A 16,751-nucleotide genomic window follows, 5' to 3' on the forward strand; every position below is an offset into this window, starting at 1 on the left:
TTATTTTAAGAAAAAACATTATTTTGAGAATTCTTTTATAATTTTTTCACTTACGATTTTCCCCGAAATTAATGACGGAGGAACACCTGGTCCAGGAACCGTTAATTGTCCTGTGAAAAATAAATTTTGAACTTTTTTACTCTTTATTTTTGGTCGTAAAAAGGCTGTTTGGGTTAAAATATTAGCTAAACCATAGGCATTTCCTTTATACGAATTATAGTCCTTTATAAAATCGTTTACACAATACGACTCAACAAACATTACATTCTCTTTTAACGATTGGTTGGTTGTCTTTTCTAATCTGTCAATAATAATATCAAAATATTTTTTTCTAATTTCTTCTGTATCTTCTAATCCTGGTGCAATAGGTATTAAAAAAGTAGCTGCTTCTTTACCTTCTGGCGCAAAAAAAGAATCGGTTTTAGAAGGAAAACTTGCATAATACAATGGGTTCTTAGGCCATACTTTTGTATCATAAATCTCTTTTGCATGTGGCTCAAAAGGTGTATCGAAAAACAATGTGTGATGCGATACATTTTCTACTTTCTTATCAAAACCAACATAAAACAATAATGATGAAGGAGCAAAAATCTTTTTATCCCAATATTTTTCAGAATACACTCTGTATTTTTCCTCTAATAATTGTTCTGAATGATGATAATCAGCACCACTTAAAACAATATCAGCTTTCCTAACTTTATCATTAAAAACAACACTAACAGCCTTTTTATTTTCAACTATTATTTTTGATACATTCGCTTTTGTAATAATCTCAACCCCTAATTCTGTTGCCAATGTTTCCATTGCTTCAATTACACTATACATTCCTTTTTTAGGATGCCAAGTTCCTAATCCGAAATCGGCAAAATTCATAAAACTATAGAACGAAGGTGTATTTGACGGTTTTGCACCTAAAAACAAGACAGGAAATTCTAAAATCTTAATTAGTTTATCGTTTTTAAATCGTTTTCTAACTTGTTGACTAATTGTAGAAAAAAATTGCCCTACTCTTGTTATTGTTTCTGTACTTACTAATTCTAAAGGTGAATCGCCTGGTTTATAGACCATTTTATCAACTGCAATAGCATAGTTATCTTGTGCTTCTTTTATAAAAGTACGTAATTTTTTTTCACTTCCCTTTTCTATTCCTTCAAAAGTTGCAGCAATTTCATCTAAATTATCTGAAATTGTAACTTTCTCTCTATTTTCAAAATAGACATCATATGCAGGTGATAGCTTTTCTAAATTATAATAATCGGATACTTTTTTACCAAAATCTCCAAAAAACTTCTCGAAAACACCTGGCATCCAATACCATGTTGGTCCAATATCGAAATGGAATCCATCTTTAGACAATCTTCTGGCTCTACCCCCTATGGTATCATTTTTTTCTAAGACAGTAACATTATTACCCGCTTTAGCCAAATAACAAGCAGCAGAAAGAGATGCAAAACCAGAACCTATTATTACTATATTTTTTTTCATTAGTATGTGTTTTGATATTTGATCCGATTAAAAATCGAGCATAAGATTTTGAATTCCGTTATGTATTGAAATCCCATCTATTTTAGTGTGTATATGTTCAACTTGTCTTCCTAAAACAGAAAGTTTATTGTTTGTGCCTTTCAATATTGTTTGACTGAATTCTATTAAATACTTTTCAACTTCATCATAGTTAGGTTGAACTGTAAAATAGGACACAAAATGGACTTTATCAAAACAGTTTTTAAGTTCTTCCAAGTCTTTCATTGGAACACTTTCTCCAAGGAATAGTGTTTTATATCCTTTTGCTAAGAATAGATAATTGACATATAGCAAACCTAACTGATGAATTTCATTTGAAGGCAAATAAAGAGCTATTATTTGATCTTTATCTGGCTCACTATTTCGTTGTAATTCTTCTATTGCTGTATATAATTTCTGTTTGATTAAAGAACTAATAAAATGTTCGTGAATTGGTTTCAATGTAGACGTTTGCCACAATACTCCAATTTCATCAAGAAGTGGTATAAATACTTCATAGAAAATGGCATCAAAGGTTTTTGTTTCGGCTAATCTGTTGTAGTTTTCATGAAATAATTGCGTATCGAAATTGAACATCGCAAATTTCAAAGAAGTGATTGCTAAAGAAGCACTGTTCTTTTCTGAATAGATATCGTTGACTAGCTTATTAACTTCATCATCAGAAAGTGAGGAAATTTTCGAAATTTTATATCCAAAATTATTTAAGAAAGCAATATTTAATAGTTTTAATAAATCATCAGAATCATACGAACGAACATTATGCTCATTTCTATCTGGAGAAAAAATTGAGTATCTTTTTTCCCATATTCTAATAGTATGTGCTTTTATACCTGAAAGGTTTTCTAGGTCCTTAACACTAAAATTACTTTTAATTTTGTTCATCGTTTATTTAAAATCGTTAAACAAATATAGTAAAAAATTTTAATCTAAGGGTTTACATTAGAAATAAACTTAACAAAATTACCATTAAACACATTTAAATCGACCATTCCGTTGATTCCTTCTACCTTACCCTTTTCAGTAAATTGCCACATTAGCCAGCCTTTCTCTGGCTTTTTTTTCCATAAATTATAATTCGCAATCCAAAAAGGATAATCTGAAAATTCGTCTTTTAAGAAATCGGTGTAATAACTTTCCCCAGAATAAATAATTGGTTTTACCTTATAATGCTTTTCAACTTTATTCAACCATCTCCTTAATCCTACTTTTAAGCTATCTATTGATTGTGTTTTGGGTAATTTTTCAATATCTAAAACGGGCGGAAAATCTCCTTTATTTAGCGTAACCGTTTTAATAAAATTATCAGCTTGTGCAATTGAGTTTTCATTTGGACGATAATAATGATAAGCTCCACAAATAAAATTATTGTTTTTTGCTTCTCTCCAGTTTCTTTTGAATTTTTTATCTACTCTATTTCCTCCTGCAGTTGCTCTAATAAAAACAAAAGAAAGTTCGAAAGTATCTTCTACTTTTCCAATTTCATCCCATTTAATTCTTCCTTGATATTCTGAAACATCAAAGCCAAAAACACTATTTTCATGTGTACTTAAAACTTCATATATTCTTACATCAGCAATTTTTCTGTCTTTCTGAGATAGTTCATTACTATTTTTATTCGTTTTAAACCCTAAATAATATAGCAATCCGTCTCTAAAATGATATGCTCCTGAACCAACTATAGCAATTATAAACATAGAAAAAAACCAAAGAATAATTTTCCTAAAAATACTAGGTTTACTCTTTGGTTTAATTTTCTTTTTATTATATGAAGTGGCTGCTTTTCTTATAGCCATAATCAGAAATTATTTTTTAGAAGTTGTATTAAGAATTAAAGAAAAAATTATATAACTAAATATTATTACAGGAATAGCTGTAAAAGCTAACACGAATAATAAAATTGATGAATATACTAGAAAAATTATTTGTGTCTTAGCGTTTTCCCAATCTAATTTTTTAAATTTTAAAGAGAAAAGAGGAATCTCGGCATTTAAAAGATAGGCACTAACGAGAATAATAACTACAAGAATATAGGGATTATTTAAAGCCTCTAATAGCCATTCATAGGAATCTACATATTGAATCATAGGAATACTCATTAATAATAAAGTATTTGCAGGTGTTGGCAAACCAATGAACGATTCTGTTTGACGTGTATCTATGTTAAACTTAGCCAATCTGTAGCATGATGCTAAAGTTACTATAAAACCTAAATATGGCACAAATCCCATATAAGCCGTTTCTTCAGTCACCATATAATTACTATCATTCAACTGAATATTTTCAAGCAGTTTAAACATCATCAATCCAGGAACAACACCACTGGTAACCATATCTGCTAAAGAATCTAATTGCACACCTAATTCACTTGATACATTTAATTTTCTCGCTAAAAAACCATCCCAAAAATCAAAAAATATACCTAAACACACAAATAAAAATGCATGATCATAAAAACCGTTAAAGATGCTTATTAATGCTAATAAACCACTCAACAAGTTCATCATTGTAAATGTATTTGGAATAAATCTCTTAATATTCATTGTATTTTGCTTTTAAATTTGCTTGTCGGGAATAATTTAAACTTTCAAACTCAGTTGAAGACTACACATAATAAATTAATTATTAGAACAATAGTCTAAAATGTAATAAAATGTATCAAAAAAATCCTTGACAATGTGTTTTAACTTAATTATGGACAAATGTAATACAATAAGTTAATACATTTTGAGTTTAGTAATTAAGAATTTTATTCCATCTTTGTAAAAATTTATTTTGATTTGAAAAAGACCCTTTATATTTTATTGTTATTACAAACATTACTATCGAATAGTCAAACAGTTAGAAAATACTCTAACGAATTCTTGAGTATTGGTGTTGATGCAGCAGCATTAGGAATGAGCAATGCCGTTACTGCACAAACAAATGATGTGAACTCTGGTTATTGGAATCCTGCTGGACTAATTCAATTAGAAGACAAGCAATTTTCTTTAATGCATGCCAATTATTTTGCAAATATTGCACAATATGACTATGCTGCTTTTGCAACTCCTATAGATGATAGAAGTGCAATTGGCTTTTCTTTAATCCGTTTTGGTGTTGATGATATTTTAAACACAACACAATTAATAGATAGTCAAGGTAACATCGATTACAATAGAATTTCACTTTTTTCTACTGCCGATTATGCCCTAAATATTTCATATGCTAGAAAACTCCCTTTAGATGGAATCAATTATGGTGTCACAGCTAAGGTTATACATAGAATTATTGGAGATTTCGCAACTGCTTGGGGATTTGGTTTTGATGTTGGAATTCAATATGAATCAGAAAGTGAATGGTTATTTGGATTAATGCTTAGAGATATAACGACTACCTATAATACTTGGTCTATTAACGAAGAAGAATATCAGAAGATTAAAGATGCTGTTCCTGGTGAAAACCAAGAGTTGCCAGAAACTAGCGAAATTACACTTCCAAAAGCGCAATTAGGAATAGCAAAAAAATACATTTTCAGATATGATTATAGCTTAACAGCTGCTGCCAATTTAAATATGCAATTTGCACGTACAAATGACATTGTTTCGAGTGATGCTGTGAGTGTAGATCCTGCAATTGGATTTGAATTTGGTTATGTTGATTTAGTATTTTTAAGAGCTGGTGTTGGTAATTTTCAAAAAATCACACAAATAGACAACACAAATAAGCTGAGCTTTCAACCAAATATTGGATTAGGGTTCAAATACAAAGGAATTCAGGTTGATTATGCCCTTACAGATTTAGGCGATCAAAGTGCTGCTTTATATTCAAACATTTTCTCTTTAAAAGTAGATTTTGATGTTTTTAGATAAATATAAAAAACACGATTAATGATAAAAAAATTCCTTTTTAGCTATATTATACTTCTCTCTACATTGAGTATTGCTCAAGAAGTTCAACTTTCTAATAGTGCTCAAATTAGCGTTCTAACTTGTGGTGCAGGAAATGAATCTTACTCATTATATGGCCATACTGCAATACGAATTAAGGATTACATCAAAAACATCGATATTGTTTACAATTATGGAACCTTTGATTTTGATACTCCAAACTTCATTTTAAAATTTGTAAAAGGTGATTTACAATATTTCGTATCGACAAGTAGCTATACTAATTTTGAATATGCTTATCAGTATGAAAATCGTTCCATCTATGAACAAAGCTTAAACATTTCTTTAGCGAAGAAACAACAGCTTTTCGATATGCTAAACAAATCACTTAAAAGTGATGAACGTTTTTATATGTATAAATTTATTGATCGCAACTGTACAAACATGGTTGTAGATAAATTAAATTTTGTTTTAAATGATTCGGTTATAGCTACCAAAAAACCTGTTAAAGTTACTTATAGAGAGATACTTTTTCCTTATTCTGAAAATCATTTTTTCGAACAACTTGGAATCAATATTATTTTTGGAAATAAAGTAGATCAAAAAGCAGAACGATTATTTCTTCCTTTCGAATTATTAGACGTTCTAAAAAACACGAAACTAGACAACAAGCCTTTAGTTTCTGAAACAAAAACTCTTTTTGAAGCTAGGCCTTCAAAATTTGTACCCTCGAATTTTAATAGTAGCTACATAGTACTCTTCTTTTTAATTCTAATAGTTGTTTTGAATAGAAAGAGCATAAACCTTATTTATTATTCTCTAATTGGTTTAATTGGTTTATTCCTTTGCTTGGTAGGCTTCTATTCTTTTCATGAGGAAGTGATGTGGAATTATAATGCGTTATTATTTAATCCATTATTTCTGTTTTTAACGTATTATATAATAAAAGGTAATAAAAGTAGAATTATTCTGTTTGGAAAAGTGATTCTCGGATTGCATCTTGTCTATATTGTAATTCTATTAAACAAAGTGCATCTTAACCAACTTTTACCTTTTATTATTTGTAATTTTATTTTAATGGGTAGAATGATTGTTGCTATAAAGAAAAACACAAATCAATTATAAAAACTTTTATTGTCCTCTTGCGAAGAGAATTGTACTCAATGTTTTCATAACAATATTTACATCTAGAAAAAGACTTCTGTGTTTAATATAATATAGATCATAGCGAAGTTTCATTAAACTGTCCTCTAAATTTTCTCCATAAGGATAGTTAACTTGAGCCCAACCTGTTAAACCAGGCTTAATTACATGTCTCGTTTGATACAATGGAATATTTTCTGCAATTTTATCCACAAAAATTGATCTTTCTGGTCTTGGTCCTATTATAGCCATTTCCCCTTTTAAAACATTTATAAACTGAGGAACCTCATCTACTCTAAGTCTCCTTAATAGTTTCCCAAATGGAGTAACCCTAACATCATTCGTTGATGCAAAAACAGCTCCATTTGTTTCTGCATTGATAATCATTGTTCGCAATTTATAAATTTTAAATGGTTTACCATTTTTACCAACTCTTTCTTGAGTATAAAGTAACGGACCTCTATTCCATATTAGATTTAAAACAAATAATACTGGAACAATAATCAGTAAACACAACAAACCTAGAACAGAAAAAAGTACATCCGAAAAACGACTATATGAGACATATAGTGCATTTTGATTACTCCTACTAAAGGGGAAAAACCTTGACAACTCTTTGTCTTCAAATTGAATAGGTAACCTATTTGTACTATATTCATATACTTCTGAATATTCTCTAATAATAACACCTTTTTCAAGTAAACTTAAAAGTTGAGAATATAATTCTGTAGAAATTGCTTTAGACAAGTTACTTGTTACAACAATTTCAGAAACATGATGTTTTGCTACTTCATCTTCTAAAAAACTTAATTCAATTTCATTTATTTTACCTTCTTCTCTTTTTCTTCCTGTAGCTACATATCCGATAACTTTATAATGCGGGTCCGCATTAACTAATTGTTCAACTAAACTATCAATTTTCTTACTACTACCAACAAAAATCACACGCTTTATAAATCTATTGGATGTTAAAAAAGTAATATAGAGGTTTCTCCAAATTAAAAGTGAAAAGAAAATAGCGAAGAAAAATAAGACTATTTGCAACCTATTTGAAGGCAAAACAGGTGTATAGAATGGTGTTAAAAGATAAAATAAAGTAGTTACCGCAGAGGTTAACATTATACTCTTAAGAATTTGGAACTTATTACTCGAAATTTGCAAATTGTACATTTCAAAAATGGTTCCAACCACAGTTATATATGTCGCTAAAACGGCTGTAGACAAGTAGTTATTTACTGTAATTTTAAAATAATCGAAAAAAATAAATTTCCCAATAAAGTAAAGGGCTAACAGCACAAACAAAATATCAAAAACTCTCAAAAGAATTTTTCTTTCTGATATTTCAAAATGCATTTTTTTGTTACTAGTCATAATTTGGGGCAATTATATATCTGCAAATTAAACAATAAAAGAACACGATAAAAAATAAATGTTAAAATTTCCTATTTAAGCAAAGAAAACCATTGCTCTTTCACCTGTTTCCAGTCTTTAGTTTCAACATTCTTCCTAGCATTACTAACCAATTTTTCTGTATTATTATCTAGGTTTAAAATTAATTGAACAATGGATTCACTCATTCCTAAAGCATCATTATCATCAACAAGAATAGCATTTTCGTTATTGGTAAGCATATATGGAATTCCTCCAACATTTGTAGAAACAACAGCTAATCCGAGTGCCATTGCTTCCATAACACTTATGGGCGTATTGTCAAAATGTGTAGTACTGATAAAAACATCGTATTCTTCTGCTATTTTCCACCATTCTTCTTTCGATAATTTACCTGTAAACTTTACAGAAACATTCTTTATTTCAGCATACTCTTTCGTTTCAATTAAACTACCATCTTTATCAGGTCCAACCATCGTTAAAGAAGCTTCTGGATATGTTTTCCTTAACTCTAATAATACATCAATAGCCATTTTAGGGTTATAAATCGAAGCAAAAGCCCTAACCCACAATAGTTTAGGCGTAAAACTCATTCTTTCCTTAAAAACGTAATGATTAATTTCTATCGTGTTTGGAATGTAAGTTATGTTTTCAAACCCTTTTGCTTCAAATTCACTTTTAAGATAATCAGATGGTGTTATATTTTTATAAGCATTATTGAAGAGTTGTTTACATAAAAAAGGGTTTCTATTTAGTCTATTAGGTAGATTTCCACCATGAAGAATTGGAATGTATTTCAGATTCAAAAACCTACAGAGTTGACTAACAATATAGGAATACCAAAATGCTTTAGTACTATAAGTGTCAATCAAAACATAATCTATTTTCTTGCAGTTTTTAATCAAAGTAACCATCATATCTAGAACTCTAAATAAAAAACTCTTCTTATCTGATGCATACAAAACTGTATACCCTTCATTTTCAAAAGATAGTCCTAAAGTCTCAATAGTTGTTTTATTAAAACCGTGTTTTGATAATTTATTCCCTATGTATAACAGGTTCCTCATCAAATGAAAATTTTAATAATGTTAACCCATAGATAAATGCTGGTGCAGCAATCCGCATTGCAGCGTGATTAATTGTCAGAAACCAAAAAAGATAAAATGAGATGAGAAAAATATATTGCTTATTGGACAAGTAATTGATGATTGGTACAATTAATAATATTAATAAGTTTATCACACCTAACAAACCGTGTTCTGCTAACATCCTAGTTATTTCATTATGAGAAGCACCAATAATCCCTAACATTTCTTCTCTATATTGTTTGTTCATTCCAACACCAACTCCTAAAATCGGATTATCATAAAACATTTGCATTTCTGATTCCGCTAATTCTTCTCTCCCAGAAAACTTACTTTCTTTCTCTCTTCCTAAGGCATCTTCACCTTTATATCTATTCAAGATTAAACCTCCAGTTTGAGAAATACTATAAAGAAAAATAACAAAACCAGAGAGAATCATTAAAGAAGAAATTACTGTAAGTTTAAATTTTGTTTTTACGTTAACAAAAAAGTAAGTAAAAAAAATCAGAAAAATAATCATTGCAATTCCCGTATATACTCCACCTCTAGAAAAGGTAATTATACCTCTATAAGAGAATAGAAACAATAAAAGAATATGAAAAACTATTAAAAAAACGGACTTTGAAAAAAAGATTAATCTTACAAAAATAACAAACATCCCTAAACCTATTACTGTCGAAACTTGGTTAGGCCCAAAACCCCCAGATGTAGCTGAATTGGAATCTGTACCCGTAACCACCTCTATAACAGATGGATTATATAGAAATATATAAACGATCATTGCTAAAAGAGGATATAGAATCCACCTTGTTAATTTATCTATATCTGGAAACGAAATTTTTTTATCTTTTAAATATACACTTGAAACCCCTAAACAAATTGGCCCTAACAAATTAAAAACCAATGCCTTTCTAATATTCACATCAAAACTTAACGATACAACACCATAAATAGCACTTGGCATTAAAAAAAGTAAAAAAAACAAAAATGGAAAAGCTTTTTTCGAAATACCCTTATAATATATTCCCATTATCATGAAAATAATCACACCATATTTCGCGTATTCATTCCCTATATTTCCCTTCGTCATTCTTAAAAAAACTTCAGCTCCAACAATATAGGCTGCCCAAAAGAGAGCCTCATTATTTTTATTTTTATTTTTTATGATAAAAAATATTCCAAGAGGAATAATTGCTAATGAATACCCAATGGATAAGGGTCTAAAAAAATAAAAAAAAGCGCCTAAAATAAGGTGCAGTATAATTATTTTAATATAGCTAAATGTAGAAAATTCTTTTTTTTCCAAAATAATAATTTAACTAAATATTTTTTTTTCTAAAAATATCTGTTTCTAATTTATAAAGATAATTGTCAAATGTAAACTTTTTTGCTAAAGGAAACAAAGCAATAGATTTTTCTTTTAATTTTGAACCTTTTGAAGTAATTGCAGTATTAAAAACAGATGTATACTTTATGTTACCGTTTATCTCCCAAATAAAACCATTTGATTCATTTATATAATGCGGAATACTACCAACATTGGATACAATGGGTATCGTTCCATAACAAGCTGCCTCTGCAATAACTTTTGGAAAACCTTCAGAAGCAGAAGGAAGTAAAATGAAATGTGATTTCTCTAAAATTTCATGCACACTATTCTTATCTAAAAAACCATGAAAAACAATTTTGTCTTTCATAAAACTAAGCTCAGATTTATAGCCTTCTAATTTATCACTATCTCCAACAAAGTGTATTTCTTTAATTAAGTCCTGAGAACTATTTTTTAATGTTCCTACAATATGGTTTACCCCTTTCAAATTGTCTAATCTACCCACAAAGCACAAGGTAAAAGGTGCTTTAAACATTTTGTTTTTTATAATAGTTTCGCCCTTTAATATTTCATCATTACTTAAACAGGGATTTTCAAAAGAAAAACAGTTTGAAGGTTGATTGTCCCAAAATCCATTTATGGTTACTTTACATCTTGCAAAATTATTCTTTAACCAAAATTTTTGAACCCTATAAGAGTAAGGCGCATTTAACTGATTCCAATTCCCTGCATATTTCACCCATAAAGTAAATTTTCTAGAGAACATAATTGTAAAAAAAGGCAATAAAAACAGACCAATACTTGTTGGTAATCTTAATTGAACTTCGGTTGCTTTTCTAATAGATTTATAAACTCTAGATAAAATAATTGGTACTTTAAAAAAAATTAAAAGTTTGTCTTTAATATTTCTGCCTCCAAACGGCGGAATTGGAACAAATCTTATGTTCGTTTTATTATATGGCAAAGCGCTCTTTGGAGCTGGTATAGTATACAAACAGGCAACGTGAACTATTTCTTCCCAATAATCAGCTAAAAAATTAATTTCATTTATTGTTGCCCCCCAACCCTTAACTTTTTCATCTTCACCTTCATCAATGTAATGTTCTGTATGAGAAATAATTACCAGTTTTTTATTTTTCATTTAATCAATTATTTCAAGATATTTTTTTATAACAATCTCCCAAGAAAACTGTTTTGACCATATCATTGCATTATTGGAATATTCTTCAAAATTATTCATGATTTCAATTAAAGAATCAACAATTTCTATTTCATTTTTAGGATCTACTAATTGCCCTGAATATTTATTTTTTATAGCATCTGCAATACCACTATTTTTTGATCCAATGGCAGGAATTCCAAAAGCATTAGCTTCAAGAACAGCAATTCCAAACCCTTCTACATCTCCATTTTCTAAAACATTACTTAACATAAAAAAAACATCAGCCTGAATCATTATTTCTTTTAATTCTATATCTGTAATTGCTCCATGAAAAGTAATATTTTCTTTTACTCCTAACTCATTCGCTAAGGCATTAAATTTAGTTTTCTCCGTTGGAATTCCAATAATATGATACTGTACATTTGGAAAAACCTTTTTAATAGCCGGTAATGCTGAAATAACATTGTCCTGTCCTTTTCTAAAAGTAACATTACCAACTGTTATAATATTTAATTTCTCAGTGTTCTTTCTTCTGTTTAACAAAAATTCATTTTTATTCAAAGAAGAAAAACCATTATTTATAACTACAATATCTTCTATAGTTTTATTTTCTAAAATTAGATTTTTCGTAAATTTTGATACTGCTATAATCTTAGTGAATTTTGACAAACACCATGCTGTATATTTTTTCGCAAACTTTCCTCCTGCATTAATTTCGGAACCATGAACAACAGCTATATATTTATGCTCTGGACGAATAAGCTTCATTAAACCTCCTATCCAAATTGAAAATTTACCTGATAAAATAAAGGTTCTTCTATTGGATGAAAAAGCTTCAATTAAAGCATAATAAATCCTTATTAAATAGATAAATATTCTTATTTTAAGTTTTGATATTCTCTTCACTTCAAAAGGCAAATCCAAGTCAAAAACTAAGTCATCATCTTCCTTATCTGCTCTAACATCTGTAATTACTTTTACCTCTTTTGCATTTTTATATAATTCAAAAGCAAGACAATACGCATGATTACCTATTCCACCTGGCAATGGAGGAAACTCTGATGAAATTATTATTATTTTATTTTGTTTCATACTAACTCTGAAGGTAAAACAAATGAAATGTTTTGATTGGATTTTGTTAATTGATCAATGAAGTTTAAAAAATTAATTTTCGATTCATTTTTATTTTCTAAACTCAACATAAATGGATGCGCACTAACTGTGTATGTTTCATGATTAGTAGACAAAATATGAGAAATAACTTTTTCATCAAAACCAGTATAATGATTTTCTAATATTAATATGCCGTTTTTTCTAATAACCCTTCCTGTTAGGTTTCTTTTCACAAAGCCTAACTTCATGAAAATATTTTTATATGAGACCCTAACCCATCTGTAATTATTAATTTTCAAAAGCTTTAATACATTTTGATTATCTCCCATTTTAAAAAACGGCCAAATACCTCTATCTCCAAGACTAAAAGCACCTCTTCTAATCCATGTCATTGGTCTATTATGTGGTGGAACAAAACCTAAAACTTGTCCTTCTTGTTCAATAGTTTTTTCTAATGCCATTTTACTTCTTTTAAGACTTTTTGACACTTGATATTCTTTGAAAATTGGTGTCCACTCATGCTTCCAGCTATGTGATGCAATTTCGTGCCCTTTTGAAGCGATTTCTTTTATAAAATTCGGAAAACAAAAAGGATATTCTCCGTTTTCTGCACTAAAACCTGTAATTGCAAAACAACATTTTATATTTTTCTCTTCTAAATATTCGACAATCCATTTTACATTTTGAATTTCTTTTTCAAGGTTTTCAAATTTAAAATTATAAGGATTTGTAGCATTTACTTGTCCTATTGGCCCATCAAAATCCCATATTAATATTATCTTTTTCATTGGAGCTTATATATTTTCATCTGAATCATGTAGTGTATAATAAAACATTTTGTCTTTAACTTTTTCTTTTAAAGAAATTGATTTTGTAAACAAAATAATTTTTGTAATTGTTCTAAATCGGATAAATCCTAGAAAGGGAATTATTGAATTTATTTTTTGATTATTACTCACAAACTTAACTCTTTGAATATTTGAAGAACTATATTCTGCATGTATAAAAGAAATTATTTTAAGAAAATTAATATTACTACTAACTTTAAAATCTGTCAAAAAATAAATTCCATTCACATAATAACCAGAAAAAAAATTTGAATCGTCTTTTTTATAACAATTAATTCCAACATAATATTCTTTATATTTAGAAAAACGCCAATTAAAAAATTCTAAATTATGATTGCAAGAAACTTCTTCTTTTACAGTTAAACTATTTAATGTATAATAATCCTCCGAACTTATAGCTTCAAATTCATCTTTTTTAACCAAGTAAAGTAATCCTGTAAATGGATTTGGAATTTTATTTAAAAAACTATTATTAATTCCTTTTAACTTGAAAACTTCACCAATTTTAAATGGATACACAAACTTTCTTGGTCCGTTTAATGACTGATATCCTTTTCTAATCATTGATTTTTCTGCCGCCGGACTAGCATCGCTTCCTAATGTTATTAGCTTATTTTCATGTGCAAAATCATATAATTTTTCGGCAACACCTTTTCCTCTATAATCGGTATCTACCATTAAATCACATGCCCATTGGCCTTCATAAATTTCTCCCTCAACATTAACTTCACATGGAACTAATCCAAATTGTCCAACAACAACATCTCCATTAAAAGCTAACAAAAAGGACTTTAATTCCTGACTAGAATTTCCTCTAAATTTCCAATAAATATATTCAGGAGTTAGTCTTCTTTTCTTTGTCCAATACTTTTCAGCAAATTGAATATGTGCTTTCTCAAATTCTTTTGAATAACATTTAACTTCAATCATTGTTTGCGCTTTTTTTTATCATTATACTTGACAACTTCCAAGATTTAGAAACTTGAAATAACACTAATGGCAACAAAAATGGTACTAATAAAAACGAACTTACTTTTAACCATTTATTCTTTTTAAATTGATAGGGTATTAATGATGGTAAAATAGAGTGCATAATGTAGTAAACAGAGTGCTTTGTTCCAAAATATTTTCGAGATAAGTACAATACACTGGGAACAGGTCTTGGTCCAAATAGTTTTTTTGGCCTCCATCCGTCCCAACTTCCCATTTGTCTTAATCCGCCTTTACTCACCTTTAAATGTATTCTCTTCGCCTTATAATTTGAAATATTTTTATAACCCGCCAAATAGGCTCTCAAACCAAACTCACCATCGCCCATTCTTTGTTTTTCAAACTGAAGATCAAACAAACCTATTTCATTAAAAATACTTTTCTTCAACAATACATTTCCCGTATCCAATTGATCGCTCCACCTGAAATAGCTGTAATGCTTAGGGACTTCTGCTCCTACCGTACTAATTGATACTCCAGATGATAAATCGGCATTATAAAAATCTAAACATTTTAAATGTTCTATAATCCAATCGTCATCAATTAAAGAGTCGTCATCATATAATAGAATATATTCTCCTTTTGCTGATTCGATAGCTTCATTTCTAGCTTTCCAAAGTGCTTTCTCTTTTTGAAACCAAAATTTCAAATCTAAATTCCACCCAGAATAAAAATCTTTTTGAAAATCATCTGTCTGATCGACAATAATAACTTCAAAATTTTTATAGGTTTGTTTTTCTAAATCAATCAAAACATCTTTTAAATATTGGTATCTATTTAGCGTTGGGATTACAACAGATATTAATGGATTTGATTTTATTAATTGAGACTGAAAAGAATCATAATTAACGTAATTTAAAATCTTTTTAGAGTAATCGAATCGTTTTACTTTTCTAGCCTTAATAAAACCGTGAATTTCTTTAAAAGGATTATTTAATGTAATAAGCCTAATCATCAAGGCATACATAACCCATGCAAAATGGACATTTTTTTTTAAAAAGCGATATTCGTCTTCTGCTGGAAAAGAATATTCCTTCCAAATGTTTTGCCCTTTTTCATTTGTTTGTGAGATAAACCCCGACTGAAATGCTGTCCAAGCCAAATCATAAATTTGTGCTTGCTTCGATTTGTATTCTACATCTAATTCAACCTTATAACCTTCATTTACTAATTGTTCAATTGAAGGGAAATAGCAATAGTCGGTTTTTGGCATCCTGTTGAAATACCAAATTGGTTTTATATATTTTAAATAATTAAATATCATTTGCAATTTTTTCTAACATTCCGCCTACAGAAAGCACATGTTTCCATAGTTTTCTATTATTAATTTGTCTTTGGATATATTCTTCATCAGATATAGAATTATGAAAATCGCTCACAATTGTAGCAATTTTATCTCGATCCTTCCATTCTATCCAAACTAAATGTTCTTTCCAATTAATTGTGTTTTCAAAAGGCAATAAGCAATCTGTATTTACAAAAATTGGAATTTTTCCCATCATTAATGTTTCATAAAATCGTACTGAAAAATTACCTGCACCACGAACACAAACAACATAATCAGACTCTTTTATATTATCATAATATTCCAATGTGGTTTCAGTTCGCTGCGCTTCGGTTTGTACACCAGCTCTATAATGTTTTCTATAAATAAAATTAGTTTTAATTTTATCCGATTTCTCTAAAAACCTCAACAGCTTTGCTCGTTCAAAAGCAGAAGCAAAATAAGGCTCGTAATTTTTAGAAAAAGGCTTTTTAAAAAAACGTTTGATATTTTCTATAAAAAATTTCAGAAGCTCTTTTCCTCTTTTTATATTTGATAAAGTTGCATGACCACAAAAACCAACAATTGGAAGTTCTTCTTTGCTTTTTAGCATTGGATCTTCTAACTGATACAAACGTTGAAAATGATCTGATAATGCTACAGGAAATCCTTTATTCTTATTACTTAATTGAGAAGCAAAACCACCCATTCTAAAAAAAATGATATTGGAATATTCCTTAAAAAAAGCACCAAAATCTCCAGAAACAAAAGCGTAAGCCTTTTTCTTTGCCTCTATACACTTCTTATTTAAAGCATCAATTAAATCAGTTTTATCATTTTCATAATAATAATTAATTGAAAAAGGTATTAAAATAAAATCTGCTTTATCTAGATTGTCTACCATTTTATAATTGGATTCTATATCGGATAAATCGATCCATTTACCATCCTTATAAAAAGGTCTCGTTAATATAAACAATGCCTTTTTATTTTGAATTTGCAGATTTTTATGTGCTATATATATATTCAATTATAAT

At 28.8% G+C, this 16,751-nt stretch carries 15 protein-coding genes; 2 read left to right on the forward strand and 13 right to left on the reverse strand.

Annotation, left to right across the window (positions count from 1 at the left end; translation table 11 throughout):
* Positions 1–18: 18 nt before the first annotated feature.
* Genes L2Z92_RS00720 through L2Z92_RS00735 form a run of 4 tightly spaced genes read right to left on the reverse strand, consistent with a single transcriptional unit; the run spans position 19 to position 4,058 of the window.
* A complete protein-coding gene (locus L2Z92_RS00720) occupies positions 19–1,485 on the reverse strand; it encodes a phytoene desaturase family protein (protein ID WP_236456944.1) in 1,467 nt (488 codons plus the stop codon).
* Positions 1,486–1,512: 27 nt separating this feature from the next.
* On the reverse strand, positions 1,513–2,406 hold the full coding sequence (locus L2Z92_RS00725; RefSeq protein ID WP_236456945.1) for a MerR family transcriptional regulator: 894 nt from the start codon (positions 2,404–2,406) through the stop codon (positions 1,513–1,515).
* Between the two features lie 44 nt (positions 2,407–2,450).
* Positions 2,451–3,317 (reverse strand): glycoside hydrolase family 25 protein, encoded by an 867-nt coding sequence (locus L2Z92_RS00730; RefSeq protein WP_236456946.1) that lies wholly within the window; start codon positions 3,315–3,317, stop codon positions 2,451–2,453.
* A 9-nt stretch (positions 3,318–3,326) separates the two neighbouring features.
* Positions 3,327–4,058, reverse strand: coding sequence for a CDP-alcohol phosphatidyltransferase family protein (locus tag L2Z92_RS00735; protein ID WP_236458891.1), 732 nt, complete (start codon positions 4,056–4,058; stop codon positions 3,327–3,329).
* A gap of 243 nt (positions 4,059–4,301) precedes the next feature.
* On the opposite strand from L2Z92_RS00735, the gene L2Z92_RS00740 reads away from it, so the two are divergent.
* Both L2Z92_RS00740 and L2Z92_RS00745 read left to right on the forward strand, forming a co-directional pair.
* On the forward strand, positions 4,302–5,372 hold the full coding sequence (locus L2Z92_RS00740) for a putative type IX sorting system protein PorV2 (RefSeq protein WP_446685076.1): 1,071 nt from the start codon (positions 4,302–4,304) through the stop codon (positions 5,370–5,372).
* An 18-nt stretch (positions 5,373–5,390) separates the two neighbouring features.
* Positions 5,391–6,515 (forward strand): lipoprotein N-acyltransferase Lnb domain-containing protein, encoded by a 1,125-nt coding sequence (locus L2Z92_RS00745; RefSeq protein WP_236456947.1) that lies wholly within the window; start codon positions 5,391–5,393, stop codon positions 6,513–6,515.
* Between the two features lie 6 nt (positions 6,516–6,521).
* Here the strand turns inward: L2Z92_RS00745 and L2Z92_RS00750 are convergent, their stop codons facing one another.
* The 9 genes from L2Z92_RS00750 to L2Z92_RS00790 all read right to left on the reverse strand — a co-directional run bounded on the left by L2Z92_RS00750 (position 6,522) and on the right by L2Z92_RS00790 (position 16,744).
* Positions 6,522–7,904 carry an exopolysaccharide biosynthesis polyprenyl glycosylphosphotransferase gene (locus L2Z92_RS00750; protein WP_264554463.1) on the reverse strand — a complete coding sequence of 461 codons (1,383 nt, stop codon included), beginning with the start codon at positions 7,902–7,904 and terminating at the stop codon, positions 6,522–6,524.
* Between the two features lie 71 nt (positions 7,905–7,975).
* Complete coding sequence (locus tag L2Z92_RS00755) at positions 7,976–8,989, reverse strand: glycosyltransferase family 4 protein (protein ID WP_236456949.1); 1,014 nt, start codon at positions 8,987–8,989, stop codon at positions 7,976–7,978.
* Positions 8,961–10,313: an O-antigen ligase family protein gene (locus L2Z92_RS00760; RefSeq protein ID WP_236456950.1), complete on the reverse strand. Its 1,353-nt coding sequence runs from the start codon at positions 10,311–10,313 to the stop codon at positions 8,961–8,963. The genes L2Z92_RS00755 and L2Z92_RS00760 overlap by 29 nt, the downstream gene beginning before the upstream one ends.
* 13 nt (positions 10,314–10,326) lie before the next feature.
* On the reverse strand, positions 10,327–11,478 hold the full coding sequence (locus L2Z92_RS00765) for a glycosyltransferase (RefSeq protein WP_236456951.1): 1,152 nt from the start codon (positions 11,476–11,478) through the stop codon (positions 10,327–10,329).
* Entirely contained in the window at positions 11,479–12,591 is a 1,113-nt protein-coding gene (locus tag L2Z92_RS00770) for a glycosyltransferase family 4 protein (RefSeq protein WP_236456952.1), read from the reverse strand.
* Positions 12,588–13,400 (reverse strand): polysaccharide deacetylase family protein, encoded by an 813-nt coding sequence (locus L2Z92_RS00775; protein WP_236456953.1) that lies wholly within the window; start codon positions 13,398–13,400, stop codon positions 12,588–12,590. Before L2Z92_RS00775 ends, L2Z92_RS00770 begins: the two co-directional genes overlap by 4 nt.
* 6 nt (positions 13,401–13,406) lie before the next feature.
* Positions 13,407–14,390, reverse strand: coding sequence for a GNAT family N-acetyltransferase (locus L2Z92_RS00780; RefSeq protein ID WP_236456954.1), 984 nt, complete (start codon positions 14,388–14,390; stop codon positions 13,407–13,409).
* Positions 14,383–15,714 (reverse strand): glycosyltransferase family 2 protein, encoded by a 1,332-nt coding sequence (locus L2Z92_RS00785; protein WP_236456955.1) that lies wholly within the window; start codon positions 15,712–15,714, stop codon positions 14,383–14,385. Before L2Z92_RS00785 ends, L2Z92_RS00780 begins: the two co-directional genes overlap by 8 nt.
* Positions 15,704–16,744, reverse strand: a complete 1,041-nt coding sequence (locus L2Z92_RS00790) for an exostosin domain-containing protein (RefSeq protein ID WP_236456956.1) — start codon at positions 16,742–16,744, stop codon at positions 15,704–15,706. The genes L2Z92_RS00785 and L2Z92_RS00790 overlap by 11 nt, the downstream gene beginning before the upstream one ends.
* Positions 16,745–16,751: the final 7 nt, after the last annotated feature.

Source organism: Flavobacterium jumunjinense (assembly GCF_021650975.2).
Lineage (GTDB): Bacteria > Bacteroidota > Bacteroidia > Flavobacteriales > Flavobacteriaceae > Flavobacterium > Flavobacterium jumunjinense.